The sequence below is a fragment of the Rhodococcoides kyotonense genome (assembly GCF_001645385.1).
GTDB lineage: Bacteria > Actinomycetota > Actinomycetes > Mycobacteriales > Mycobacteriaceae > Rhodococcoides > Rhodococcoides kyotonensis_B.
Genome location: NZ_LVHI01000040.1, coordinates 158,506 through 183,276, shown reverse-complemented (window position 1 = coordinate 183,276; position 24,771 = coordinate 158,506). Strand labels below are relative to the sequence as shown.

Below are 24,771 nucleotides of genomic sequence, written 5' to 3'. Positions count from 1 at the left end.
GGGCGCGGCCTTCTTGGACTTCGAGGAATTCGTCGTCGTCGAGGATGCGGCGGATGACCTCGTGCATGTCGTACGGGGTGTTCGGCGAATCCGGGATCAGGGTGTCGAGTTCGAGGTCTTCGGCGGTGAGGTTGTCCTCGATGCCGCCGATGATCGGGTCCGAGGGGGCCAAGCGGGGMGCTTCGGCGCGGTTGTTGCTCGGCAGGTAGGACAGGATGTCGCGGACGTAGTCGAGTGCGTCCTGTTCACCGGAGGCGACGTAGTGCGCGACACCGGACTTCTCCATGTGGGTGTGGGCGCCGCCGAGTTCTTCCATGGTGACGTTTTCGCCGGTGACGGTTTTGATGACGTCGGGGCCGGTGACGAACATCTGSGAGGTTTGATCGACCATGACGACGAAGTCGGTCAGGGCGGGGGAGTAGACGTGTCCGCCGGCGGCGGCGCCCATGACCAGTGAGATCTGGGGGATGACGCCGGAGGCTTGGACGTTGCGGTGGAAGATTTCGCCGTASARYCCGAGGGAGACGACGCCTTCCTGGATGCGGGCGCCTGCGCCTTCGTTGATGCCGATGAGCGGGCGGCCGGTCTTGATGGCCAGGTCCATGACCTTGACGATCTTCTCGCCGTAGATTTCACCGAGGGAGCCGCCGAAGACGGTGACGTCCTGGGAGAAGACGCAGACGTCGCGGCCGTCGATGGTGCCGTAGCCGGTGACGACGCCGTCGCCGAAGGGGCGGTTGTCGGCGAGGCCGAAGTTCTGGGAGCGGTGGCGGGCCAACGCATCCATTTCGACGAACGAGCCCTCGTCGAGCAGCGCGAGGATGCGCTCGCGGGCGGTCAGCTTGCCTTTGGCGTGCACCTTCTCGATCGCGGCTTCGCCGGACGGTGCCATCGCTGCTTCGCGGCGGCTACGCAGGTCGGCGAGCTTGCCCGCGGTGGTGTGTATGTCGGGCTTGGACAGGCGGGACGGGTGCGTGGTCACTGTGTGTCAATCCTTTTTTATAAGAGCTGCTCTCGATCTCCGCATTTCGACGAACGAGCCCTCGTCGAGCAGCGCGAGGATGCGCTCGCGGGCGGTCAGCTTGCCTTTGGCGTGCACCTTCTCGATCGCGGCTTCGCCGGACGGTGCCATCGCTGCTTCGCGGCGGCTACGCAGGTCGGCGAGCTTGCCCGCGGTGGTGTGTATGTCGGGCTTGGACAGGCGGGACGGGTGCGTGGTCACTGTGTGTCAATCCTTTTTTATAAGAGCTGCTCTCGATCTCCGAGATAGTGCTGTGCTGATATCGGCGGGTTCACGGCGTCGGACGCCAAAAAGGGTAGTTACGCCGCACTGCATCCGTGAGCGCGGATCTACGGTGCTGCGGATCGATCTGGTTCAGAATGTGGCCCAAACGGTCGTAGAATTCATCGATGCGGATTCCGAATTCGGGAAAGATGAATTCGTGTCCGCCGCCGAACGGCGCCCAGCGCTCGGCGAATTCGAGGATCGCGGCGTCGACGGTGTTCAGCGGGGTCCGGGGCGCTCGTCGCTCATCGGCGGTCATGATGCTTCGTGTTTCACGTGAGATCCGCTGCTGTGTAGCCTTTTTCCAGGCGGTCTTTGACGTCCGTGAGGTATCGGGCGGCATCCGCTCCATCGACTATCCGGTGGTCGTAGGACAGCGATAGATGCACGGTGGGTACGACTGCGATCGTCAGATTTCCGGCTGCGTCGTACGCGGGCTTGAGGCGTTCGACGACTGCTCCGGTCCCGAGGATCGCTGATTGGGGCTGATTGATGATCGGTGTGTCGAACAACGCCCCGCGGCTGCCGGTGTTGGTGATGGTGAACGTGCCGCCGGTGAGGTCATCGGCTCCTACTTTTCCGGTCCGCACCGATTCTGCGGCTGCTGCGATAGCGTGGGCGAGTTCGGTGATCGTCATGTTCTGGGCATTGCGAATGACGGGAACCATCAATCCTTTGGCGCTGTCGACCGCCATTCCGAGATGCACCGATCGGTGGTAGGTCACTTCGGTGACGTCGGAGTCGAGGGCGGAGTTGATGACCGGGTTCGATTCCAGCGATTCCACTGCAGCCTTCGTCAGGAACGGTAGGTAGGACAGTTTGTGTCCGGTTCGTTGATGGAAGACGGTCTTGTGGTCCCGCCGTAGTGCGGCGATCCTTGCGATGTCGACCTCGACGACGGTCGTCAATTGTGCTGCGGTGTGCAGAGATTCGACCATTCTCGCCGCGATGGTGCGGCGAATGCGGGGTAGTTTCTCGACCCTGACTGCACCTGCGTCGTCGGACGTCCCGGGGTTCGGCACTTCTGGCGCACCCGGGGATGTCCGACTCGAGGAATCCACTAGGGCAGGTCTGTCAGCACTGATGGTTCGGGTTGCTGTTGAACATTTTTCGTCGGACGCAGGAACGATGGCACGTTGTGGGTCAGGATCGGTCGGTAACTGTGTTTGGGGGGTGATGTCGGCTTCAGGTTGCGCAGTCCCGTGTACAGCGACCAGAGCGAGTGGGGCCCCGATCTCGACGACGGCATCCTCGTCGGCGATCATGCCGACCAACACACCGGCCACGGGAGATGCAATCTCGGTATCGACTTTGTCCGTCGCGACTTCGAGCAACGGCTCGTCGATGTCGACTGTGTCGCCGATCTGTTTCAACCATCTGGTCACGGTGCCTTCGGTGACGTTCTCACCGAGAGCGGGCATCGGTACGGTCGTCGTTTCTTGCGTGGTCGTCATGATTCGCTTTCCTGTGTCTTCGTCAGTGCCCGACGACGTCGAGGGCAGCGCCGACGATGGAGTCGGTGTCGATCCGGTGGTACTTGTAGACCTCGTCGAGGGATCCGACCTGCCCGAAGTTGCTGACTCCCAACGAGGTCGACGCGACTCGGTTGACTGTGGCGAGAAATGCCAGGGTGTGTGGGTGACCGTCGAGGACCGTGACCAACGGGGTGGCGCGGTCGGCCGGTAGCAGTTGGTCGAGAATCCAGGATTCCGCGGTGCCGTGCCCGCGGCGGGCTTGGAGGGCTTTGTACAGCTCGCCGGGACTGGTGATGCACAGAACGTCGGCGACGATGCCGATCTGTTCGAGACGCTGCGCTGCTTCGAGGGCTTCGGTCATCATCGCGCCCATCGCAGCGATGGTCACCACTGCGCCCTCGTGGCGGATCAATGGATAGCCGCCTGCGACGACCTGGCGACGACGCCGCTCGCGGGCCGCCGGATCGGCGGGCACGTCGGCGAGCTTCTGGTCGACGGGGCGGGTCGACAGGCGCAGATACGCCGATGTTCCGTCGGACCGCCCGAGTCGGTTGATGCTGGCCAGTAGTGTCCATTCGACGTCGATGGCGAATGCCGGTTCGTAGGTGATGCAGCCGGGTTGCTCGAGTCCGATGGACGGTGTCTTGATCGACTGGTGTGCCCCACCTTCGGCTGCGAGCGTCACCCCGGACGGTGTGCCGACAAGAATGGATTGTCCACCTGCATAGATGCCGTACGACCAGGGTTCGAGTGCGCGTTCGACGAACGGGTCGTACATGACGCCGATCGGGAACAACGGCTGACCCCACCGGCTCCAGGTCGCTCCGAGCTCGCCCATGAGGCCGACGAGGTTTGTTTCGGCGATGCCGAGTTCCATGTGCTGGCCGGTGGGCTTTTCGCGCCAGTGCATGATGGTTTCGGCGTCGTCGGCGAACCAGTTGTGGCGCTCGGCGGTGGACCAGACGCCGACCTTGTTGACCCATCCGCCGAGGTTGGTGGTGGAGCTGACGTCGGGGCTGACGGTGATGATGCGCTTGGCGGCCTCGGGTACCTCACGAGTCAGATCGATCAGAACGCGGCCCAGCGCAGCCTGGGTTGTAGCGGTTCCCTTGGGAGTGCGGCCGATATCGGTCGGCACGGCAGGGGGAGTGGCGGCCGGGATGGGCTCGCGCCGAATGCGTTCTGCTGTTTCGGCACAAAGTTGTCCGGCGGCGGTGTCGTCAGGGAATCGGCCCCACGGACTGCTCGCGTCAGTGCCGAGTGTGCGCGCGAGCTCCTCGTACTCGTCGATGCTCAGTAGCGAGGAATGGTTCTGCGGATGGCCCTGGGTCGGGAGCCCGAAGCCCTTGACCGTGTAAGCGATGATGACGGTGGGGCGGGTGTCGTCGATACGGGAGTACGCCTCGCGGAGTGCGTCGAGATCGTGCCCGCCGAGGTTGCGGATCGACTCGACCAACGTGGCGTCCTCGACGTCGGCGATGACCTCGGCAATGGCGGCCGCGTCGGGACCGCCACCGGGAAGACGGTCACGGACTTGGTCCGCGGTGCAGCGCAGGAGCCGCTGGTACTCGGGATTGGGCATGTCCAGGATCCTGCGGCGCAATGCTTCGCCTCCGGAGCGGGCGAAGAGGTCTTCGAGCAAGCGGCCGAATTTGACGGTGATGACTTGCCAGCCGGCGGCGTCGAACATCTTCTCGAGCCTGCGCGCGGCGATGTTGGGGACGACGCGGTCCAGGGACTGGCGGTTCAGGTCGACAATCCACACGATTTCACCGAGTTCGGCGACGCCGGGGTCGATGATTGCTTCCCACACGGCGCCTTCGTCGAGTTCGGCGTCGCCGACCAACGAGTACTGACGGCCCGTACCCGCTCCGCCGAAGCTGGTGTCGACGTAGCGGCGCGACATGGCACCCCATATCGGTGCTGTCGCACCGATACCGACCGAGCCGGTCGAGTAGTCCACGGTGTCAGGGTCTTTCGACCGCGACGGGTAGGACTGCAGTCCACCGAAGGAGCGCAGTGTCGTCAAATATTTTTCGTCGAGTTCGCCGAGGAGGTAATTGATCGCGTGCAGTACCGGGGACGCGTGCGGTTTGACCGACACGCGGTCCCCGGGCTGCAACTGTTCGAACCACAAGGACGTCATGATCGCGACCATCGAGGCGCAGGAAGCTTGATGGCCCCCGACTTTGAGCCCGGTTGTGTTGGGTCGGACTCGGTTGGCGTGGTGAATGATCGACGTCGAGAGCCACAGCACCTTTTCGGCGATCTCCTGCACATCGTTCGAGGTGTTCCGTCCCGAATTGTGTTCGGCGGAAATAGTGCTGGTCATGACATGTACTCCTGAATCGATGACGTCCGGTGGGTGAATGGTTGGCTGTACCGAGCCGCAATGATGGGCAGAGGGTATGCCAGGGGCGCCGACGAGAGGGTGTGTGCGGCTACATGGTCCGCGTCCGGGTCGCGGAGCGCGTCGAGTTGCGTCCTGTCAGCAACGAGCATCAGTGCATCAGAGTGAATTCCTCTGCACAAGTGGTGATTCTGCGATTGGGCATTCTGCGTAGTTCATCGCCGCGAAAGGTGTTCGAGGTTGTGTTGCTGCGCAGCGCGGGCGACCGCCGCGCGTGTGGACGCAGTACTGAATCTGATTCGAAAATCCTCCGAGACAGTGTATTCGGCTTCGAAAGGTAAGCGCCTACGGCGCCGTCTCACATGGAGGCAGTGGGTGGTCAGCGGCTCGGAGTCGAACGTGTCATCCTTTGATCCTGATGTCCGATGACGCCCATTCCGCCTCGCGCAGTTCGTTTTTGCGAATCTTTCCGGTCGATGTGCGAGGCAGGCTGCCGACGAACTCGACCGAACTGGGCGCCTTGTAGGATGCAATCTGCGTTTTGACGTGAGCGATGACGGAGGCTTCGTTCAACCCCGCGCCCGCGTAGCTGATGACGAACGCTTTCGGTCGCTCACCCCACTTGTTGTCCGGTGTTCCCACAACAGCCGCATCCTGCACCCCTGGGTGGGAAAGGATTGCTTGCTCGACTTCGATGGTCGAGATGTTTTCGCCGCCGGAGATGATGACGTCTTTGGCGCGGTCGAGCAACTGCACGTAGCCGTCTGGGTGCATCACACCTAAGTCTCCTGAATGGAACCATCCGCCAGCAGTAGCTGCCTGGGTCGCCGCATCATCGTTGTAGTAGCCCTTCATGACCGTGTTTCCTCGCATCACGATCTCGCCCATCTCCGTGCCGTCCGCGGCGACGTCGATCAACTCTTCGTCGGGGGAGGTCGTCGTTCGAACCACTCTCAGCCGTTCGGAGGTCAACATGCCGACCCCCTGGCGTGCCATCAGCGTCGCCTGGGTATCCGAATCCAGGGCTGCCCATTCGCTTTTCGGTTCGGACAGCGAGTACGGACCGTAGGTCTCGGTAAGCCCGTAGATGTGCACGAGCGTGGCACCCAGTGCCCGGATACGCGCAATAATCGTCGGGCTCGGTGGCGCACCGCCATTACTGATCGTCAGCGGCGTTGAGAGCTGGTGGGCTCGATCGGCGTTGGCGAACAAAGTCAACACCGTGGGCGCCCCGTTCATGTGAGTGATTTCGTGATCGTCGATGAGCGTCCACATGGTGTCCGCGCGCACGGCCCGGTAGCAGATGTGCGTGCCCAATGCCGCGGTCACTGCCCAGGTGGTGCACCATCCGTTGCAATGGAACATCGGAAGCGTCCATAGATATCGGGTGTCACCGTCGAAGCCCGAGTGGTGGATGTTGCCCAGCGAGTTGAGATACGCACCGCGATGGGAGTACATCACCCCCTTCGGGCGACCTGTGGTGCCTGACGTGTAATTGATTGCTATGGTTCGGTTTTCGTCGTCGACGTCCCATGGTAGGTCCTCACCACGTGCATGGGCGAGCGCAGAATCGTAGCGGACCGGCACCCCTTGTTCTTCGTAGCGCCCGGAGGCGTCCGGCAGCTGGACCCAGCGGTCCACTGTCGAGAACGAAAGGCCTGATGCGATCACAGGTCGTAGAAGGTCTGCATCACCGAAAACGGTGCGCGCACCGGAGTGTTCCAAGATGTAGTGGATTTCCTTGGCGGACAGCCGGGTGTTGATAGCGACGAGCACCCCACGCGTCAACGGTACGGCGTAGTGCGCGATCAGTAGTTCCGCTGAGTTGGTCGCGAGGTAGGCGACTCGTTGGCCATCCGAGATTCCCTGCGCACGTAACGATTTCGCGAGTTTCTGCACCGCTGCTGCAAACTCTTCGTACGTCCATTTGCGGTCACCGTCGATGACGGCTGTCTTGGTGGGCGTGACCTCGGCGGCGCGTTCGAGAAATCGAAGCGGCGTCAAGGGCACATCGAGACCGGACACAGTTTCTCCAAGCTGTAGAGCGCTCGAGTCAGAGCGCTGCGGTCAAAGATCGATCGGATCGTTCGAGATCGTGCTGTGGGCAAGCAACTACCGGAGCACCGGCTCTGAAGAACAGGATGCGCCGGTCGTCGTCTCTCGATTGCGTTCCTCTGCTCGCGTGCGGCTGAGGTTCGCGACGACGGCCGCGGCAGCTCCTTGCATCAGCGCGTCCTGCGACACTGCCCACCGGCGGTGGAACCACGAGTAGGAGCGCAGGTAGACCACAGTGCCGCCCTCTTCGGCGATCCGTGATATCTGTTGTTCGAAGTCTTGTTGGCTGGGAGCGGCGGAGACGAACGGGTCGTGGTGTGACGATTCGATGATGACGTGCACCGGGTGGGTAGCTGTTGTACCTACGCCGACGCAGGCGAAGTGCGACGCCCCGGTCAGCTCGTCGAGGTAGTCAACGACGTGCACCGTTCCCTCGGGTACGTCCACGGTGCGGCTGGCCACTGGACGCACCCGTTCGCGGTGGCCGTCGCCGTGGTGTAGACGGTGGTGCGCGACGTCGCGAACGTCGATGATCGGGACGTCGTGTTCGTAGGCGAAGGAGGTTCGCGCGGAAGCGGCGATTTCGGCTCCGTCGTCGTCGAGCAGGGCTGCGGTCAGCGCCACCGGTTCGAGTCGGCCGAGGCGGCACAGATCCACTGCCGCCTCGAATTTCGAGCTCCGTGCGAGTGTTCCGCCGTCGGTCGTTCTGACCGTCAGGACGTGTCCGGGTCGCGTCAGGTCTGTGGGTCGACTGCCGGGACATGCGAGCGTGCGTGCGGTGCGGGCTCGATCGGTGGCGCTGATGCCCGTTCCGACACCCGCGGCTGCATCGACGGCAACACCGAAGGTGGTGGTCTGGGCACGGTATCGAGCATCAGCGGACATCGCCGGCACGTCGAGTTCGTCGGCGCGGGACGCAGGCAGGGCGGCGCATAGCAGGCCCGAGGTGTGCCGGATAGCCCAGGCCGTCCAGTGGGTGTCGGCGAGCTGAGCGGACAGCACCACCTCGGCCCCGTCGTCGTCGATGATGATTACCGGACGGCCGGCTGTGAGGGACTGCAGTGCCGCATCGAGTCGTGTGGTCGTGATCATCGGGGACGTTCCGTGGCTGCGAGAGAGCGAAAGATACTGCCATGGAACACCAATGGCTCGGCCGAGTCGTCGACTGCGGAGTGGTGCACTTCGAGTAGGACCACGTCGTGGTCGCCGGCGGTAACGCTGGTCGAGATGGTGCATTCGAGCCACGCGGCTGCTCCGGTGAGAAACACAGCATCGGAGTCGTCGGTGAACCAGGAGGTTCCCGCGAACCTGTCCACATTCTTCGCTGCCAGCTGGCGGCTGGCCGCTTCCTGGTCGGTGGCCAAGACCGACACTCCGAGTGCGGAAGTACCCGCCAGCCGCGGCCACGTCGTAGAGGTGTGCTGGATGCAGATGGACACCAATGCCGGTTGCATCGAAACCGGTGTGAACGAGGTGGCCACGATGCCGACTGGAGAACCGTCTTCGTCGAGTGCGCAGATGGCAGCGACGCCGGTCGGATAGCGTCCGTACAGTCGGCGCAGCCGTGTCAAATCAGTATCCGTGTCGCCGGAGTCGATGGGGGACAAGCGTGTCGAGGGTGCGTGGAGCCCGTTTGTGGTCGTTCGATAGTTCATGTGAGCCGCCTCGAAGGGTTTGTGGATGTCAGGCGCCGTGATGTCGCGCGTATTGGACGATCAGCGAGGTCACTGCATGCAGGCAAGCGACGCCGATGGCGTTCGATGCCCCGTGTGGGTCTCCGAGAATGCCGGAGGGGGACATCGATTCGATGCCGTCTCGGAAGGTGCGCTCGAGAAATTCCGTGTCCACCGTTCCTGTGAATCCGCGGGCATAGCGCTTCGCTCGCACCTTCTCGGGGTGAAGGGCCAGCATCACCGACGTTTCCGCGACGTCGGCATGACCTCCGACGGATGCGCCCAGGGAGGCTATTTCGTCCGCGGTGCGGCGCCAGGCGTCGATGATCGCCTCGCCGTCGTCGAAGACGACGAGCGATAGCGGCGCTAACTTGGCAGCGAGCCGACCGCTGAATTCGCGCATGACCGGATAGTTTCCGATGTGCCCGGAGAACACGATCAGTCGCTCGAATCCGCTGTCGGTCAGGTGCGCCCCGTAGTCCTCGCACAGCGCTTCGAGGGTAGACGCCCGAATTGTCAGTGTTCCTGGAAAGCCCAGGTGATGAGGGGAGTAGCCGACCCGAATGGTGGGTAGCACCAGTGCGTTGCCGAGTTCGTGGGCGATGCGGACCGCCAACGCATCAGCGTGGTCTGCATCCATCGACAAGGGTAGATGAGATCCGTGTTGTTCTGTTGCGCCCAGGGGGAGAATGGCCGTACGGATGCCTCCCGAGATTGCCTCTCGGACTTCTTCGGTTGTCAGGTTTTCGATCCGCAGCTCGGTCACGATGTCACCTACTTGCGGCCCGTCGGCGCATAACGCGCTTGGCGGGCAATCTCGTTCTGCTCGTCACCGTCGTACAGCTCGTCGATGAGTTCGGCGAAGGATTCGAGAATCGCTGCCCGTCTGATTGTCGCTTTGGCTGTCAGTTCTCCTGCAGCGGCGGACAAGGCGCGCGGCAAGATTTTGAACTTCTTCAGCTGCAGCGGCCGCGACAATTCGGTGTTGACTTCGTCGATCCAGTTCGTCAGCGCGGCGTCACGCTCTCGCGGGGCCATCAATTGTGCTTCGTCGCTGACGCTGAGCAGCACGGTCAGATATTTGCGCCCTTCTCCTACAACTATGGCTTCCTCGATCAGCGAGCTCGCTTTGAGTCGTACCTCGATGGGCTGCGGGCTCACACTCTTGCCGCCGCTGGTCTTGAGAACGTCTTTGAGCCGGCCGATTATTCGAACTTCGCCGTGGGCGTCGATGTCGACCAAATCGCCTGTGCGATACCAGCCGTCCTCGAAAGCCGACTCGGTCGCGTCCTGATTGTTCCAGTATCCATCGAACAGACACGGGCTGCGCAGCTCGAGTTCGCCCTCCTCGGACACCCGGACGGCCCATCGCGGATCGGGCAATGCTTTGCCGATGGTGCCGGGGGTGGGGAATGCTCTATCCCATTGGGCGATAACCGACCCGCATGTTTCGGTGGTGCCGAACAGTTCGCGCAGATCGAGCCCCCACATATGCCAGAGGGCAGCTACGTCCGGTGTCATGGTTCCAGAGGCGGTCCAGCTGACCGTGATTCGGTCCATTCCGACTTTGGCGCGCAGGGGCATGAATGCATACTTCACCGCGGCATCGTTCAGCGTGTCGAGGTAGCGGGGTATCGGCCGATCAGCCCAACGGAGCGCACTGACTCGGCGGGCGACTTTCATTGCGGCAGCGTGCCGAAGACGGAAGAGGCGGCCGGATTCGGATAGTGCGTCGAGGGTCTCGCTGGCAAGTTTTTCGTGCATGCGCGGTGGCCACAGAACAGTGTTCGGCCTTACTGCACGTAGGACTTCCAGCCGCTGGTCCATGGTGCAGTACGTCATGACCAGTTTGGTCATGATGGGCGCAAATACGCCGAGCAGAGCAGGCGCAACGTGAGAGAGGCCGAGAAATCCGACCATATCGTGCCGGGTGGATCCGATGTCGGGATACGACGCGGCGAACCCCAACACCGAGTACTGCAGGGTTCGGTGCGTGTGCTTGACAGCTTTGGGTGCACCAGTCGAACCCGAGGTGAAGAACAATGCAGCCAAGTCGTCTACATGACCGGCGGCGACGAGCTGTGAAAACAGGGTGGGCTCGGCCATGCTCGACGATCGGCCGCTGTAGAGGAGTTCCACCCATTCGGTGACCTGCACGCCGCTCGCGAATCCATCGGGTGCATCGTCGAATCCGATCACCGATCGCACATCCGGTGTTTCAGTGGCCACGGCGGCGATCTTGGCGCAGTCGTTCGCGCTCTCGGCGAATATAGCCACGGCACCGGTGCTTTCGAGGGCGTGGGAGACTTCGGCAGCTGAGCTGGTCGGGTACACCCCGACAGGTACGGCGCCTATCGCGAGGATGGCCAGAGCGGCGACGACCCATTCCCCTCTGGTCGAAGACATGATCGCCACCCGGTCTCCGTGCACGATGCCCAGTCGATGCAGGCCGAGAGCTGCGTCGGTGACGGCGTCGAGATACTCTTTCCAACTGGTGGAGCGGACAGCTCCGTTCGTCCAGCTGCGGAACGCAACGCCGTCCGGTTCGCGCTCGGCACGAGTGCACAGCATCTGTGCGAACGTGCGGTCGACCGCCTCGAAGTCCGTGACATTGCGCAGTACCGGAACTGTGTCCTGACCGTCGTCCGGTGAATTCGTTGTCACTCTGTTCTCCGTATTCGTATCAAGTCGATCCGTCGGCGCGGTCGCCGCTGCGGATAGTGAGAAGCGTTCTGTTCATAGGATTGTCCGTCGACGTCCCTGTCGCCGCCACACTGTGAGCACGCTGATCGTCGAGCTGTCGGGGTCGGCCGTCATTGCCGGGCAGGGGTGCGTGGGCGGTCACGATTCCAGCTCTGGCGTAGGCGGGCTGCGGTCGGATCGTCGAAATATTCGGTGGAGGCGACGAGGGTGCGCCGAAGAGAATCGTCGTCGTGGTGTGCGTTCGGGTTGTTCACGCTGCGTTTGAGCGCTGCGTACAGCACGGGAGCTTTTCGACCGGCAGCGCGTGCCGCAGCGACGGCCGCGTCGAGCAGTCCATCGGGATCGATCAGTTCGTCGACGATGCCCATCCGATGTGCACGCTCGGCACTGAACAGATCGCCTGACAACACCATCTGCCTGGTCGCGCGTACTCCGAGCAGGCGGGAGGCGCGCTGGATGCCTTTGTCCGCTGGAAGCAACCCGTGGTTGATCTCAGGAAACCCGAAACGTGCAGTGTGGGCGGCGAAGATGACGTCGGCGAAGAGTGCAAGCTCCAGTCCGCCCCCCACACAGTGCCCGTTCACCGCGGCGACGACGGGGCGCGGGTACGACTCGAGTGCGACGAGCATCGCGTGGAAGTTGCGCATCCGGGAGTCCATGTCACCGCGCTGCGCATAGTCGAGTTCCTTGATGTCGCCTCCTGCGCAGAAGAACCGCTCGCCGCCTCCGGTGAGAACGACCGGAGGCGGGGTCGGCGTGGCTGCGAGATCGGTGAACAATCGACCGATCGCTTCGATGAGTGCGCCATCGAGGGAGTTTGCGGGCGGGCGGTCCAGAATGAGGACGAGAACTCCGTCGTGATCGTCGAGCACGATGCCGTCCGCGTGCTCGATGGCGAGATCAGTCATGGTCAGTTCGCTACGTTATGGGTCGAGGCGACGAGGACGGAATGACTGTTCCCGTGGGCCGAGGGGTAGCGTGCGGGCCGGTTTTCGCGGAAGGCCTGTCGTGCTTCGATGTAGTCGGCGCTGGCGAATCCGATGGTTTCCAGTGCTGCAGACAGTTCCTGCTGGGGCAGTGCGTTGGTCAGCCATCCGGTGTTGAGGGAGCGTTTGGTCCAGCGGATGGCTTGCTGGGAGCCTTGCGCAAGATCGTCGGCAATGGCCAGCGCCCGTTCCAGGACGTCGTTCTTCGGTACCGCCAAGCTCACCAGTCCCATGCGTTCTGCTTCTGCGCCGGTCAAGCTTGCCGAGGTGAGTTGGTAGTACTTGGCTTTGGCCATGCCGACCAGAAGAGGCCAGATGAGGGAGGAGTGGTCTCCGGCTACGACGCCGATGCGGGTGTGTCCATCGCGGAGCAGCGCATCGTCTGCTGCGACGCTGATGTCGGCGAGCAGTGCCATCGACAGGCCCCATCCCACTGCGGGACCGTTGATGGCCGAGATCAGAGGCTTGTCCATGTTCAGCAGGGTCGAGATCCGTCGGCGTTCGTCTTCCATCAGCTCGATTGCGTCGTCGAGAGTAGGGTCTGGCTGACGAACGTCCATTCCCGTACAGAAACCGCGGCCGGCCCCGGTGACGACGGCAACCCGTGTCTGTGGATCTCGGTCGACGTCCACCCAGATGTCGGCCATCGCCTTGAACATCGGCATGGTGAGCGAGTTGAGTCGGTCGGGGCGGTTGATGGTGATGAGCAGAACCCCGTGGGGTTTACGCTCGATCGAAATTTCTTCGGGGTACTTGCTGAAAATATCGTCTGCGGGCAGCGTGGTCATCAGAACTCCTTCTACTTCGATGGTGCGTGTGATCGGGTGTTGTCAGCCGCGGCGAGCGCTTCGACCTCGGCGTAGTGGTCGGGCCGTGCGGCCCGAATGTCGTCGAGCACTTTTTCCGGACTGCGCACGACCGCACGCGGGTTCTTGAAGTGCGGGATCACGTATTTGCCGAACAATTCGATCGACTTCATGAGTTCTCTGTGCGGGAGTCCGTCGATGCGCATTACCAAGGAATCGACACCGAGGTCGGCGAACCGCTGAACCTGCGCGATGCAATCGTCGGGATCGCCGACGATGAAGCCCGACGAATCTTCGAACATGTACCGCTCGTCGTGGAAGTCGAGGTCTTTGACCGCTCCCATGTACTGATAGTCGCTCGACAGCTTCGACAGTCGCTGGTAGGCGTCGGTCGACAGAGCGACCGATTCTGTCAACTTCCGCGCCCAGTGCTGCGCCTCGTCCCGGGTTTCGGCGCAGTGCATCCCGCCACCGACTGCCACCAGCTTTTGTGCCTGTAGCGGGTAGGTGTGCGCCGCGCCTGCGAGCGCCTCGTCGTAGATTCTCAGCATGTTCTCGAGGAACTCGAAGCCGAGATAGAACCCTCCGACGATGGCTCCGACCCCCAGCTCGGCCGCGGCGCGAACCGACTCGGGCGAGCCGGTTGCCATGTGAATCGGGGGGTACGGAGTCTGAATTCCCCTAGGCACCAGGCTTCGTGGAGGGATCTTGTAATGTTCGCCCACGAAAGAGAAGACGTCGTTGTGCAACGCACGACGTATTACCTCGAGACCCTCGAGCTGTTGCGCCTTGTTCTCCGCAGGCGAGACTTCGAACGCTCGCAGAGCGAGTGTGGTGTTACCGCGTCCCACACCCAGTTCCACGCGTCCGTTGGAAAGAATGTCCTCGGTGGCGAGCCTTTCCGCCACACGGAGAGCGTGGTTGATGCGCGTGGGCAGAAGGGTCACCAGGTGGATGAACCGAATGCGGCTCGTACGCGCCATTAGATACGGGTAGATCACCTCGGGTGCCGACGTCGTCGCTGTACCGATGGCAACATGCTGCTCGGAAGTGCCGAAAGCGTCGAAGCCCACCTCCTCTGCCAGCAGAACTTCATCGATGAGTTCTCGGTAGCGGTGCTCGTGCGTGTGGCCCGCGGGCGTCTCGCCCTCACTCATGAAAATGAATCGCATCGTCCTCAACCCTTCCGGTCAGTGATGCAGTGATGTGAATGATGATTAACGTAAGCTCAGTCACCGTCCATGTCAACAGATTCGGCGGATTTTCTCCACAGAACGTTTCAACAGCGAAGACTTGCGCGAAAGCTACACACCTGATGCGAGGCGCGATGCTCGCTTTTCGCATTGCGACATGTATCGAGTTACTGACTGTTAACATTGAAGCCGCCTGCGGCTGTCGATGCGAGATCGCACAGGTGCGGTGGCTTCAGAACCGACGAACGGTGGTTAACGTATGAGCATGACTGACGCACGGGATGCGAGGATGGAACCGGCAGCGCGCCGTACTCGCCGGGAGGCCCTCTTGCGCGTTGCTGCCGACCTGTTTCTACACAACGCTTACGATTCGGTGACCGTGGAAATGGTGTGTGCCCAGGCCGGCATCTCGGGGCCGGGACTGTACCGCCACTTCCAGAACAAGCAGGCATTGCTCATCGCCGTGGTGGAAAACCCTCTCGAATTTCTCCAGAAATATGCGCGTGAGACAGTCGAATCGGTATCAGAACCGCGCGACGCGTTGGAGGCCTTGGTCGATTTTCATATCCGGTCTGTATTGTCCGCTGCGCCGACGACGCTGATCTTTCTCAAGAACGAGCATGCATTTCCTGAAGTGGACCGTCGTCGTATCCGCCGCGCTATGAACCAATACGCCGAGGAGTGGATTTCGATCGTTGCACCGTTGCGTCCGGACTTGTCCGAGCCCGAGGTTCGACTTCTGACGCATTCGGTGTTCTCGATGCTCAATACGCTTCCTACGCTCAACCGAGGGTTGGATCAAGACGCCACTATCGCGACCATGTCGAACGCCGCGCTCCAGGCGTTGACGGCGCCGCGGCCGACTGTTCGAAGCGTTCGAACAGACTCGACCAGCCCATAGCGCAGTGCAACCGCTGACCGATCGACAGGTCGATGAGTCCTCGGCACCTATTTCGAGCGGGCGACGAACGTGCCACGCGTAAACCAAGCAACCGTCGACAGCAGCACGAGTACCACTCCCACGAGAATTGAGATAGCCGTCGAGAGCGCGACGAAGTGTGTCGTGACCCCTACGCTCAATACCGGCAAGCTCAGGCCCAGATAGGACACGAAGAACAGTCCAGCGAGCGCCTCGCTTCGAGCAGCGGGCACTGCCATCGCTGCCACAGTGGCGACCGAGCTCTTGAACAGAATTCCGGCCCCGGCACCCGCGCTGACACCTCCAACGACGAAGACGACAAAGTGCTGGCCCGCACTGCCCGCCATGATGGCCGCCATGCCGGCCATCATGGCGCCCATTCCCGACCGTGCTTTCACATGGGGCGACAGGCGACGCGTCGATGTTCCCGATAGCGCAGCAGCCCCGAACACCAGGAACAGGATCAGACCGCTGAGCATCCGAGACGTTTGGTGCAGGGTTCCCGCAACGAATCCCGTCGCGACAGAGGTGAACAATCCGATCACGGCGAATGACGCAAAGCCGATCGTCGCGGCGGCGATGTAGCGCGGCCGATCACCCTGACCGACACCGATTCGTTGCGGGCGATATGCGATGCGCACGGACGGCGCAACGGTGGTCTCGGGAACGATGACGACCGCAACGGTTACTGCCGCCAGCGCTACCGCAAACACGACGTAAGGTGCCTGCAGGGGCGCGTCGGTCCACTGCGACAGTGCCCCCGCAATCAGCGGGCCGACCCCGAGACCGCCGATATTGGCAAGGGTCGAAACATTGTCGAAGCGGTGGCTCGGCCGATCGGGACGGTGTCGAGCGTGCAGTTCGTACAAATACGCCGTTGCAGTGGCAGTCAGAATCCCGATGCCCAGACCCGTCACGAACCGGGCAATCAGAAGCACAACCAGTGAGCTGCTCGTCATGAACAGGACTGCCGCACCCAACTCCAGTAGCAGTGCCGGAATCAGGATTTTCTTACGCCCCACCAAGTCGGATACGTGGCCGACCAGTAACAGGCTGAACACCACCCCGAGGGCATACACCGCGAAAACGACAGTCACGGTGAATGTCGAAAGCAAGTTGAGCTGTTGATAAATCGGGTAGAGCGGGCTAGGTGCTGTGGAAAATGCCATTGCAGTCAGAAATGCAACCGCCACGATCCAGAATCCGACGCCGTGGCGGCGATTTTCGCAGCGGTGTGCATGCCGCGCAAAATCTGAGCTGTTTCTATGCGAGATCAATGAATGACTCCGATGCGAGATGTGGAAGAAGGTTCGACGAGAGAATTCTCTCCGTCGACACAGTTCGCAGTCCAACATGAAAAGCAGCTCGAAACTATCGCGAACGGAGATTCTTGTTCAATGGAGCTACGTCATCTCGAGTACTTCGTCGCAGTTGCCGACGAACGGAATTTCACTCGCGCCGCCGGCCGACTGCACATCGTGCAGTCGGCCGTCTCGGCAGCGATCAAAGCGCTAGAGCGCGAGCTCGGGGCGACCCTGCTCGATCGCAACTCCAAGCGCGTTCTACTGACCGATGCTGGTGCGGCACTGTTGCCGCGGGCACGGGCGGTGCTCGAGGCTGCTCGGTCTGCGCGGGAGGTCGTCGATGAGGTCAACGGCGGGTTACGCGGTTCTCTGCGTATCGGAATCATCGGATCGATCACTCTGTACGATCTTCCCAAACTACTCGGCCACTACCACCGTCGTTACCCACGCGTGCGGCTGTTGACCAGGGCCGCCCCGTCAGGGACACAGGGTCTTCTCGAAGCAGTCGCGGACGGCAGTCTCGACCTGGCATTCGTGTCCCAACCGGAAGAACGTCCAGCGGGTGTCGTCCTACGCAGTCTCGCGTTCTCGGTGTTGGATCTGGTGATACCGCACGAGTATGTACTCGACGGCAGCAACGGAGCTTCGATCGCTGACCTGGCCGGGCTCGACTTCATCGACGCCCCAGTCGGATACGGCACCAGGACGGTGATCGATCGCGCCTTCGATCACGCGGGGATACAGCGTCGTGTCAGCATCGAGATAACCGATCTCGCCACCGGCGTCGACTACGTCCGCCATGGCCTCGGAGTCGCGCTGTTGCCGCGCTACATCCTCGACGCCGTCATCGACCTACCTGTCGTCCCCGTAGTCGACGCCGATCTGACTCTCGCCCTGTCCGTAGCTACATCGGCTGTGCGGCCTACCACCACGGCGGTCGAAGCGTTGCTGGAACTCGTCGAAGACACAGAACGCGCCACCTAGCCCATGCAAGCACGAACACCCAAAGGCAGGGCAAGCTCGGCGCACGTCGACGACTGCGTGGTCGGGCGACCGAGACGATTCGACAAGCAGTTAAGGATAATTCACGGTATCGTCCACGACACTCTATCGCTGCTCGTCGGTCACGCAACGCGGCCTGTCGATGGCAGCGCGAAATGATGCACTCCACTGTGGATTTGAATCCGACGCTACCGGTACACGACGCGTACTCCAGGTGTTGACAAGATCACACCACCAGATCTATGTTAATTTTGACTCACATTCAAGGAGTTGTCTGGCATGGTCACCATCGCCCTACGTCGCAGCGCAAGTCGCACGCGCTACGTCAAGCTCGGGTCTGGTGTTGCAGAACTGCCGCCCGACGAACAGAACACGGGTGTACCGCAAACGTCGCCTGCTACAGAGCTTTTCGTCCTCGACGTCGTTACTTGACGTGGCAGGCGGCACGCGTCGCGTGCACGAACTCGGGCGATTGCGCGCCACCGAACAGACTCATGGATTATCTCTTCCCACAGCAAACTCTACCGGCGTCCATTCCGACGGCCAGCGCAACGATGCGCGGTCTGCCATCTCCCTCCTCGAAGGAGCGCTCATGCGCTTGAACAGAACTCGCATGTCACACGCACAGGTACGAACCAACGCCACCGCCGTCCTCGCTACGTCGATTGCCTGTGTGGCAGCCTTCAAAGGACTCAACGAGTCGGTAACACCTCCAGCGCTCCCCGTTCTGCAAGAAGAGTTTCAGGCTCCTGCGTCGACCATTGCGTGGGTGCTGACGGGCGTACTGCTGACCGGAACGATCGCTACCCCCATTGTCAGCAGACTCGGGGAGGTTTGGGACAAACGACGGGCACTTCTCGTCGTGCTGACCATCGTGGCGCTCGGCACGTTGACGTCTGCCCTGTCGTCGTCGATCAGCATGCTGATCGCCGGCCAACTCCTGCAAGGTATCGGCCTGAGTACCGTGCCCCTGGCGATCGGCATCATCCGCGACACGCAAACCGAGTCCCGCACCAAATCTGCGAACGGTTTCATGGTTGCAGCAATCTTCGCCAGTACCGCGGCCGGGACGATGATTGCCGGACCGATAGCCGACTACCTTTCTTACCGATGGCTTTTCTGGGTGCCGTTCGTTGCCTTGACGTTGTGCTTCGTAGCCGTGTGGGTCTTCGTACCGCGTTCGCCACGACTACGCAGTGGCGAGCGGCCGAGTCTCGATGTCGTCGGCAGCCTCCTCCTGGCGGCGGGGCTCGCATGTGTGTTGCTCGCCTTGACGTTCGCCCCGCAGTGGGGGTGGCTGTCGCCGAAGTTCGTTCTACTGACCGCCGCTGGGCTACTGGGTCTCCTCCTGTTCATCCGTCGAGAACTCACCGTCGATCAACCCCTCGTCGACATTCGCTTGATGGGAAGCCTCACTGTCGTGGCGGCGTCGGGGATGATGTTCCTCGCCGGGTTCTCGATCAATGCCACCCTGATCAGCGTTCCGTTGCAGATGCAGCTCCCGGACTCGGTGTCTCACGGATTGGGCAGGTCCGCGACGGCCACCTCACTTGTGCTCGTGTCGGCTATGTTGATGGGACTGACCGCCCCCCTGATCTCCTTCCTGGACAGGAAGGTCGGACCACGATTCGCGTCCGCCATCGGACCGATCGCGATCATGTTCGGTGCGGCAATCATGATCGGCCTGGGAGAACGCGGCAGCATCGTCACCATCTTGGCGGCGGCGTTGTTCGTCAATTTCGGGATCAGTGTCTCGATGACTCAGTCGCTGAACCTGGTTGTCAGTGGCGTACCGGCTGAAAAGGTGACCGAATTCAACGGGCTGAACTTCGCCATTCAAGCCGTTGCGGGAACGATCGGCGCCCAGGTATGCGGAGCCGTTCTCACGGGAGGCTCGGGCGACGACGGTGCGACGCTGCCCTGGAGCGCATTTTCGACCTCGTGGGCGGTTCAAGCGGTCATTGCAACTGTCGCGCTACTGCTGGTTTTGGCCGCTCGAACCAGGCCACGAACAAGTCAGGGCCCGGCCCCGGTGCTTCCCCGGGAGGCCGCGCGGGACGCAACGTCGATCACCCCGTCCGAAAACTAATGCACGAGAACGAGTCACGCAGATCAGTGCACGCGTACCGGGGTTTCGGTCAGCCGCAATACCCGCCGACACGACCCCTGCGCCACGGAGGACCGCGGCACGGCGTCACGGGCATCTCGTCGACAGCGCTCGACCCGAAGGAGAATAAGTGAAAGCCCTGCAGTACCGCGTCTTCGGGCACGTTCCGGAAGTGGTGGACATTCCGACACCCGATCCGCAACCGGGACAAATTCGCCTGAAAGTGACAGCAGCTGGCCTTTGTCATTCGGACCACGTTGTCATGAACACACCAGAATCGGCTTTCCGCTTCGGCCGACTACCGCTGACGCTCGGCCACGAAGGAGCAGGCGTCGTCGATGCTTTGGGCGAGGGAGTCGGCGGTGTCGGAATAGGCGATGCGGTGGCCGTCTACGGACCGTGGGGCTGTGGTCTTTGCGTGAAATGTGCTGTGGGAAAGGAGAATTACTGTATCCATGCACGATCTTTGTCCATCCGCCCTCCCGGGCTGGGTTCTCCCGGGGCAATCGCCGAGTACATGATCGTCGGCGACGTTCGCCATCTCGTCCCTCTCCACGACCTCGACCCTGTAGCGAACGTGTCGCTGACCGACGCCGGCCTGACTCCCTATCACGCAATCAAGAAATCGATTCCCAAACTCACCGCCGGAAGCACAGCTCTGGTTATCGGGGTGGGGGGTCTGGGCCACGTCGCCGTCCAAATACTGCGGCAGCTGACCGGCTCGACGGTCATCGCCACCGATCTGACCGAAGCGAAACTCGAACTGGCCCTTCGACACGGGGCACACCACGCCATCCAGAGCGATCACGAAGCGATAGCGACCATCCGTACGCTGGCCGGGCCCGCAGGGGTTCAGTCGGTTTTCGACTTCGTCGGGAGCCAATCAACCGTCACCACAGCCGCAGCGGTAGTAGGCGCCGAAGGCGACGTCTCCATCATCGGCATCGGCGGGGGAAAGTTGCCGGTGGGATTTCAGACCACAGCGTTCGACGTCGATGTCAGATCACCGTATTGGGGAAGCCGAAGCGAACTGATCGAAGTCTTCGCCATGGCCAGACGCGGCCAGCTGCAGGTCGAAGTCGAAACATTCACGCTCGACGAAGCCGCCGAAGCGTATGACAAGCTCGCGCGTGGACAGATCAATGGACGCGCGGTCGTGATCCCACACACCTGAAATTCGATAGACCTAGAGGTCGGCCGCCCAACGTCCGAGCGCATCGATGGCCTCGCGGAGGTCGTGTCCGCGGTCGGTGAGTGCGTAGGCCCGTGTGTTGTGCCGCAGGGGTAGACGGGTGAGGACGCCTGCCGCTTCGAGCTCGCGCAGGCGGGTTGCGAGCATGTTCGTCGGCACTCCGAGGTCACGTTGCAGGTCGCCGTATCGCTGGGGCCCGTCTAGCAGCCGCTCGACGATCAGCAGCGCCCACCGCGCTCCTACGACGTCGAGGGCGGCGGCGAGGTCGCTCATGCAGTCGTGTCGACGTCCGGCTTCATCCAGAACGGCGAGTAGTGGTAGCCGTCAGGGTCGTCGAACTGGCGTTGGTACATGAAGGGATAGTCGTCGGTGTCGCCGATACGCCCGCCCGCAGCGGCGGCACGTTCGACGAGTGCGTCGACTGCCTCGCGGCTGTCGAGATCGAAGGACACCGTGACTTTCGAGGGTGTGGAGGGTCCGCCGATCAGCTCTTCGGTGCCGCCGACGCTCGCGTACATCTCGCGGCTGCCGAGCATGACGTATTGCTCGGGTGCGATCACGAAGCAGGACACGTTGTGATCGGACATGTCGGCGTTGAGGGTCCAGCCGAGTGCGGTGTAGAACTCGGTCGCGCGTTGGACGTCGTCGACCGGGCAAGTGATGAACAGGCTCATGCGACGACACTTGCAAAATGCAAGTCCGTAGTCAAGGGCAGCGTTGTGCGCCCAACCCTTCTCCGCCTCGACCCGTCAGCGAACGACGTCGTACACGACTTTGACGACCCCGTTCGAGTAGGCCTCGGATTCGCGGAGTTCGAGGCGCTGCTCGGGCCGGCTCTGATGGCTGAACAGATTCTTGCCTGCACCGAGAACGACCGGAAACACCAACAAGTTGTATCGGTCGATCAAGCCGGCGTCGGCGAGGCTGCGAGCGAGTTCGCCGCTGCCATGGACGAAGATTGCTCCACCATCCTGTTCCTTCACCGCGGCGACCTCCTGGGTCGACCGCAGAACAGTGGTGTCACCCCAGCCGTCGATCAGCGCGGAATCCTCGAGTGAGGTGGACACCACGTACTTGGGAAGCTCCTTGTAGGCGGCGTGGTCCTCCGAGTCGACCCAGATCGGAGCGAATGCCTCATAGCTGTTGCGGCCGAACATCAATGCTGTCGTATCGGCGAGTTCCTCGCCCTTGAGGGAGAACGCTTCGGGAACGAACGGCGTGCGGACGACCCAGCCGCCACTGGGGTGGCCCTCCGATTCACCACCGGGGGAGTCGACGACTCCGTCGATCGACATGAAGCCGGTCCACACCAATTCACGCGCCATCTGCTGTATCTCCGATTCGGAATTCTGAACGATGCCGCATCCTGGACGGCATCGAAGGGTGGGATTGGAACACCGGTCAACCCTAGCGGGGCCTGGCTCGAAATGTCCGGTACGTGACGATTGCTTACTCCTCGGGTCGACGCCAGTCATCTCTAGGTGCATTGTCGGACCACAACGGGAGGCGAGAGATGAACGGTGATGTGCGAAAAGATCGAACGTGACCTACGTTCGGCCCGAGTGCCGAACAGGTCGATCCGATAGCGAAGCGGGTCGACCGCTCGCAGGTCGTCGGCGTTCGTATGAAGCACGTTTTCGACCTGGCGAAAGCGAATGCGCACCTCGACCTGGAGACCGTACGCGATCTGCTGCGGTCGAGGTGGTTCGAATCGAGGATGGTCGCCGTGAGCATTCTCGACGCCCGCGCCCGCAGGAAAGCCCTAGGCGATCCCGAGCGAAAGCATCTGTACGAAGACCCCGCTGCACGTCTTGTCTCGATCAGCGAATCTGTGGGAGCGGCGCACGCAACACCGTCAGTCGGCCCCATTCCCGTTGACGTACAACGATTTTCGCAGCCTCGGCCGCGGCTGATGCTGGGACCCCAGTCCTTCCGGGGTGCACGTGGACCGGCCCGCCCGTCCGTCTTCGACGCTGCTCAGGCCGCCCATCTTCAGAGAGCCTGAGTCGTGCGTGCGCAATACCAGAACCCCGCCGATCGTGCACGCTGTGGCAACACTCCGACATGAGGACCCGGACCTTCGGGACTTCGACTTACTCGACACGTTCTACAGCCAAAGGCGCCGGTAGAAGGCCGAATTCGAATCGGGTATTCGGCAGGCCAAGGCCGGCGGATGGGCGATCCAACTGTGAGGTAGATCACAGATGCGTGCCGTTTGTTTTCGGGCGTGAGAACCGACTACTTACTGCAACTTTTGATCACGCTCAACGAGAAGGTGGAAGACATGAGCTTTGTCGACAAGGCCAAGAACGCAGCGGAAGACGCCCTCGGAAAGGCCAAGGAAGTCGTCGGCGACATCACCGACAACAAGGACCTCGAAGCCGAGGGCAAGGCCGATCAGGGCAAGGCGGGAGTGAAGAAGGTCGGCGAGAACATCAAGGACACGTTCAAGTAAAACCGCCCTGCCGCATTCACTGCCTGGCGTGTTCGGGGCCGCCGACCTGGTCGGCGGCCCCGCTCTCGCAACCATTCACTTCTACCGTGAGGACCGAACATGACTACCGCCGATTCCACTCCCATCGCACCCGCCCGCCCGCGCCGCCGCGGCGGATTCGCAGCCAAGCTGTCGCTGATCGTGGCTCTGGTGTTCACGATCGCCCTGGTGATCTTCGTGCTGCAGAACACCGTGCACGAGAACGTCAATTTCCTCGGCTGGAACTTCGGCCTTCCTCAGGGAGTATGGCTGTTGGGCGCTGCCGCAGTCGGATCGATCATCACCCTTGCCGTCGCAGCCTCGCTACGTGTGCGCCGGGCGGTGCGTTAGACAAGCGAGCCGCGCCCACACCGCACCTGCGAGGATGATCTCGACGAGCAGTGCTGCGACAGACTGCTCGGCGCGGTGGGGCCCGCGACACCTAGAGTTCCTCCGGTCGACGGTCGTCGACGGCAAGTCAGGTGATACTGACGCCGCCGTCGACGGCCAGTGTCTGTCCGGTGAGATATCCTCCTGCGTCCGAGGCCAGCCATATGAGCGTCGATGCGAGTTCGTCGAGGTGCCCGGTTCGACCGAGGACCAGTCGGTGGGAGTTTTTCTCGAAGTAGCTGTCGGTGTAGCCGCTTCCGATCGCTCTGGAGAAGAATCCGGGCGCGATGGCATTGACGCGAATGCCTTTTCGAGTTCCCCACTGTTGGGCCAAGTCGCGCGTGAGGCCGATGAGGGCGGACTTGCTTGCGCTGAACGCTGCGTGAGGTAGTCCGGTGGTGGTGATTGCGAGGACGCTGGAGACGTTCACGATGGAGCTGCCGGGTTGCATGACGCGTCCGCACGCGCGGGCGAGCCAGTAGGCACCGTTGAGGTTGGTGTCGAGAACAGCTTTGAACTGCGCGACGTTCTCACCGATTGCTGCGCTCGTGGAACCGACCTCCGCGTTGTTCGCGAGAATGTCGACTCGACCGAACTCATCGATTGTCGAGTTCACTAGTGCCGTGCAGGCTTTCGGGTCCGTGATGTCGAACTCGATCGTCACTGCTTTGCGGTCGGCGCTGCGAACAGCGTGTGCGGCGTTGTCAAGGTTTCCTGCGTTGCGGCCTGCCACCACGACGTCCGCGCCTGCTTGTGCCAATGCTGCCGCGAACGTCACTCCGGTCGCCGTCTCGGCGTCGGCCACGATCGCGACGCGTCCGTCGAGACGGAACTTGTCGAGAATGGTCATGATGTGAG

24 protein-coding genes and 1 pseudogene are annotated in these 24,771 nt (G+C 62.1%); 7 read left to right on the top strand and 18 right to left on the bottom strand.

Translation table 11 applies throughout. The features are described from left to right. The 13 genes and pseudogenes from A3K89_RS26540 to A3K89_RS24250 all read right to left on the bottom strand — a co-directional run. A partial coding sequence (locus tag A3K89_RS26540; protein ID WP_302050746.1) for an acyl-CoA carboxylase subunit beta occupies nucleotides 1-982 on the bottom strand: 982 nt, incomplete at its 3' end. A 42-nt stretch (nucleotides 983-1,024) separates the two neighbouring features. After that, nucleotides 1,025-1,222 (bottom strand): annotated as a pseudogene (locus A3K89_RS24305) (methylmalonyl-CoA carboxyltransferase); the annotation flags it as partial. A gap of 70 nt (nucleotides 1,223-1,292) precedes the next feature. Continuing rightward, nucleotides 1,293-1,544 carry a hypothetical protein gene (locus A3K89_RS24300; protein WP_068431901.1) on the bottom strand — a complete coding sequence of 84 codons (252 nt, stop codon included), beginning with the start codon at nucleotides 1,542-1,544 and terminating at the stop codon, nucleotides 1,293-1,295. Nucleotides 1,545-1,557: 13 nt separating this feature from the next. Next, nucleotides 1,558-2,739, bottom strand: coding sequence for a 2-oxo acid dehydrogenase subunit E2 (locus A3K89_RS24295; protein WP_068431898.1), 1,182 nt, complete (start codon nucleotides 2,737-2,739; stop codon nucleotides 1,558-1,560). A gap of 22 nt (nucleotides 2,740-2,761) precedes the next feature. Beyond that, complete coding sequence (locus A3K89_RS24290; protein ID WP_068431895.1) at nucleotides 2,762-5,092, bottom strand: transketolase-like TK C-terminal-containing protein; 2,331 nt, start codon at nucleotides 5,090-5,092, stop codon at nucleotides 2,762-2,764. A gap of 420 nt (nucleotides 5,093-5,512) precedes the next feature. Continuing rightward, entirely contained in the window at nucleotides 5,513-7,135 is a 1,623-nt protein-coding gene (locus A3K89_RS24285) for an AMP-binding protein (protein WP_068431892.1), read from the bottom strand. Between the two features lie 87 nt (nucleotides 7,136-7,222). Next, complete coding sequence (locus A3K89_RS24280; RefSeq protein WP_068431889.1) at nucleotides 7,223-8,257, bottom strand: 3,4-dihydroxy-2-butanone-4-phosphate synthase; 1,035 nt, start codon at nucleotides 8,255-8,257, stop codon at nucleotides 7,223-7,225. Next, complete coding sequence (locus tag A3K89_RS24275; protein WP_068432097.1) at nucleotides 8,254-8,772, bottom strand: flavin reductase family protein; 519 nt, start codon at nucleotides 8,770-8,772, stop codon at nucleotides 8,254-8,256. Before A3K89_RS24275 ends, A3K89_RS24280 begins: the two co-directional genes overlap by 4 nt. A 76-nt stretch (nucleotides 8,773-8,848) precedes the next feature. Next, nucleotides 8,849-9,604 carry a creatininase family protein gene (locus tag A3K89_RS24270; protein ID WP_068431886.1) on the bottom strand — a complete coding sequence of 252 codons (756 nt, stop codon included), beginning with the start codon at nucleotides 9,602-9,604 and terminating at the stop codon, nucleotides 8,849-8,851. 8 nt (nucleotides 9,605-9,612) lie between these two features. Beyond that, the gene (locus A3K89_RS24265; RefSeq protein WP_068431883.1) at nucleotides 9,613-11,502 is read right to left on the bottom strand and encodes an AMP-dependent synthetase/ligase; all 1,890 of its coding nucleotides are present in this window, start codon (nucleotides 11,500-11,502) and stop codon (nucleotides 9,613-9,615) included. A 149-nt stretch (nucleotides 11,503-11,651) separates the two neighbouring features. Continuing rightward, the gene (locus A3K89_RS24260; RefSeq protein WP_068431880.1) at nucleotides 11,652-12,449 is read right to left on the bottom strand and encodes an enoyl-CoA hydratase/isomerase family protein; all 798 of its coding nucleotides are present in this window, start codon (nucleotides 12,447-12,449) and stop codon (nucleotides 11,652-11,654) included. A gap of 2 nt (nucleotides 12,450-12,451) precedes the next feature. Next, nucleotides 12,452-13,315, bottom strand: a complete 864-nt coding sequence (locus A3K89_RS24255) for an enoyl-CoA hydratase/isomerase family protein (RefSeq protein WP_068431879.1) — start codon at nucleotides 13,313-13,315, stop codon at nucleotides 12,452-12,454. A gap of 11 nt (nucleotides 13,316-13,326) precedes the next feature. Then, nucleotides 13,327-14,505: an LLM class flavin-dependent oxidoreductase gene (locus tag A3K89_RS24250; protein ID WP_068431878.1), complete on the bottom strand. Its 1,179-nt coding sequence runs from the start codon at nucleotides 14,503-14,505 to the stop codon at nucleotides 13,327-13,329. A gap of 286 nt (nucleotides 14,506-14,791) precedes the next feature. On the opposite strand from A3K89_RS24250, the gene A3K89_RS24245 reads away from it, so the two are divergent. Continuing rightward, a complete protein-coding gene (locus A3K89_RS24245; protein ID WP_206030356.1) occupies nucleotides 14,792-15,427 on the top strand; it encodes a TetR/AcrR family transcriptional regulator in 636 nt (211 codons plus the stop codon). Nucleotides 15,428-15,474: 47 nt separating this feature from the next. On the opposite strand, the gene A3K89_RS24240 is transcribed toward A3K89_RS24245, so the two are convergent. Then, nucleotides 15,475-16,800, bottom strand: coding sequence for an MFS transporter (locus tag A3K89_RS24240; protein ID WP_084424094.1), 1,326 nt, complete (start codon nucleotides 16,798-16,800; stop codon nucleotides 15,475-15,477). A 42-nt stretch (nucleotides 16,801-16,842) separates the two neighbouring features. On the opposite strand from A3K89_RS24240, the gene A3K89_RS24235 reads away from it, so the two are divergent. The 4 genes from A3K89_RS24235 (at nucleotide 16,843) to A3K89_RS24225 (ending at nucleotide 21,032) form a co-directional block, all read left to right on the top strand. Next, nucleotides 16,843-17,733 carry a LysR family transcriptional regulator gene (locus tag A3K89_RS24235; protein WP_068431875.1) on the top strand — a complete coding sequence of 297 codons (891 nt, stop codon included), beginning with the start codon at nucleotides 16,843-16,845 and terminating at the stop codon, nucleotides 17,731-17,733. 297 nt (nucleotides 17,734-18,030) lie between these two features. Next, on the top strand, nucleotides 18,031-18,183 hold the full coding sequence (locus tag A3K89_RS25910; protein WP_157105438.1) for a hypothetical protein: 153 nt from the start codon (nucleotides 18,031-18,033) through the stop codon (nucleotides 18,181-18,183). A gap of 160 nt (nucleotides 18,184-18,343) precedes the next feature. Beyond that, on the top strand, nucleotides 18,344-19,840 hold the full coding sequence (locus A3K89_RS24230; protein ID WP_068431872.1) for an MFS transporter: 1,497 nt from the start codon (nucleotides 18,344-18,346) through the stop codon (nucleotides 19,838-19,840). Between the two features lie 148 nt (nucleotides 19,841-19,988). After that, complete coding sequence (locus tag A3K89_RS24225; RefSeq protein ID WP_068431869.1) at nucleotides 19,989-21,032, top strand: NAD(P)-dependent alcohol dehydrogenase; 1,044 nt, start codon at nucleotides 19,989-19,991, stop codon at nucleotides 21,030-21,032. A gap of 12 nt (nucleotides 21,033-21,044) precedes the next feature. Here the strand turns inward: A3K89_RS24225 and A3K89_RS24220 are convergent, their stop codons facing one another. From A3K89_RS24220 to A3K89_RS24210, 3 genes are all read right to left on the bottom strand, one after another. Then, on the bottom strand, nucleotides 21,045-21,323 hold the full coding sequence (locus tag A3K89_RS24220) for a winged helix-turn-helix transcriptional regulator (protein WP_068431866.1): 279 nt from the start codon (nucleotides 21,321-21,323) through the stop codon (nucleotides 21,045-21,047). Beyond that, nucleotides 21,320-21,724: a VOC family protein gene (locus A3K89_RS24215; protein WP_068431863.1), complete on the bottom strand. Its 405-nt coding sequence runs from the start codon at nucleotides 21,722-21,724 to the stop codon at nucleotides 21,320-21,322. The genes A3K89_RS24220 and A3K89_RS24215 overlap by 4 nt, the downstream gene beginning before the upstream one ends. 75 nt (nucleotides 21,725-21,799) lie before the next feature. Next, the gene (locus tag A3K89_RS24210) at nucleotides 21,800-22,375 is read right to left on the bottom strand and encodes a dihydrofolate reductase family protein (RefSeq protein WP_068431860.1); all 576 of its coding nucleotides are present in this window, start codon (nucleotides 22,373-22,375) and stop codon (nucleotides 21,800-21,802) included. A 959-nt stretch (nucleotides 22,376-23,334) separates the two neighbouring features. Between A3K89_RS24210 and A3K89_RS24200 the strand changes: the two genes are divergently transcribed. Beyond that, nucleotides 23,335-23,505 (top strand): CsbD family protein, encoded by a 171-nt coding sequence (locus A3K89_RS24200; RefSeq protein WP_068432087.1) that lies wholly within the window; start codon nucleotides 23,335-23,337, stop codon nucleotides 23,503-23,505. A gap of 99 nt (nucleotides 23,506-23,604) precedes the next feature. After that, entirely contained in the window at nucleotides 23,605-23,874 is a 270-nt protein-coding gene (locus A3K89_RS24195) for a LapA family protein (protein ID WP_068431854.1), read from the top strand. 127 nt (nucleotides 23,875-24,001) lie between these two features. On the opposite strand, the gene A3K89_RS24190 is transcribed toward A3K89_RS24195, so the two are convergent. Beyond that, a complete protein-coding gene (locus tag A3K89_RS24190) occupies nucleotides 24,002-24,763 on the bottom strand; it encodes an SDR family NAD(P)-dependent oxidoreductase (RefSeq protein WP_068431852.1) in 762 nt (253 codons plus the stop codon). Nucleotides 24,764-24,771: the final 8 nt, after the last annotated feature.

Excerpts from the sequence above, each read along its gene's own strand:
- A3K89_RS24300 (WP_068431901.1), bottom strand. The coding sequence starts at position 1,544 with ATGACCGCCGATGAGCGACGAGCGCCCCGGACCCCGCTGAACACCGTC.
- A3K89_RS24295 (WP_068431898.1), bottom strand. The coding sequence starts at position 2,739 with ATGACGACCACGCAAGAAACGACGACCGTACCGATGCCCGCTCTCGGT.
- A3K89_RS24290 (WP_068431895.1), bottom strand. The coding sequence starts at position 5,092 with ATGACCAGCACTATTTCCGCCGAACACAATTCGGGACGGAACACCTCG.
- A3K89_RS24280 (WP_068431889.1), bottom strand. The coding sequence starts at position 8,257 with ATGATCACGACCACACGACTCGATGCGGCACTGCAGTCCCTCACAGCC.
- A3K89_RS24260 (WP_068431880.1), bottom strand. The coding sequence starts at position 12,449 with ATGACTGATCTCGCCATCGAGCACGCGGACGGCATCGTGCTCGACGAT.
- A3K89_RS24255 (WP_068431879.1), bottom strand. The coding sequence starts at position 13,315 with ATGACCACGCTGCCCGCAGACGATATTTTCAGCAAGTACCCCGAAGAA.
- A3K89_RS24250 (WP_068431878.1), bottom strand. The coding sequence starts at position 14,505 with ATGCGATTCATTTTCATGAGTGAGGGCGAGACGCCCGCGGGCCACACG.
- A3K89_RS24245 (WP_206030356.1), top strand. The coding sequence starts at position 14,792 with ATGACTGACGCACGGGATGCGAGGATGGAACCGGCAGCGCGCCGTACT.
- A3K89_RS24240 (WP_084424094.1), bottom strand. The coding sequence starts at position 16,800 with ATGTTGGACTGCGAACTGTGTCGACGGAGAGAATTCTCTCGTCGAACC.
- A3K89_RS24235 (WP_068431875.1), top strand. The coding sequence starts at position 16,843 with ATGGAGCTACGTCATCTCGAGTACTTCGTCGCAGTTGCCGACGAACGG.
- A3K89_RS25910 (WP_157105438.1), top strand. The coding sequence starts at position 18,031 with ATGGTCACCATCGCCCTACGTCGCAGCGCAAGTCGCACGCGCTACGTC.
- A3K89_RS24230 (WP_068431872.1), top strand. The coding sequence starts at position 18,344 with ATGCGCTTGAACAGAACTCGCATGTCACACGCACAGGTACGAACCAAC.
- A3K89_RS24220 (WP_068431866.1), bottom strand. The coding sequence starts at position 21,323 with ATGAGCGACCTCGCCGCCGCCCTCGACGTCGTAGGAGCGCGGTGGGCG.
- A3K89_RS24215 (WP_068431863.1), bottom strand. The coding sequence starts at position 21,724 with ATGAGCCTGTTCATCACTTGCCCGGTCGACGACGTCCAACGCGCGACC.
- A3K89_RS24210 (WP_068431860.1), bottom strand. The coding sequence starts at position 22,375 with ATGGCGCGTGAATTGGTGTGGACCGGCTTCATGTCGATCGACGGAGTC.
- A3K89_RS24200 (WP_068432087.1), top strand. The coding sequence starts at position 23,335 with ATGAGCTTTGTCGACAAGGCCAAGAACGCAGCGGAAGACGCCCTCGGA.
- A3K89_RS24195 (WP_068431854.1), top strand. The coding sequence starts at position 23,605 with ATGACTACCGCCGATTCCACTCCCATCGCACCCGCCCGCCCGCGCCGC.
- A3K89_RS24190 (WP_068431852.1), bottom strand. The coding sequence starts at position 24,763 with ATGACCATTCTCGACAAGTTCCGTCTCGACGGACGCGTCGCGATCGTG.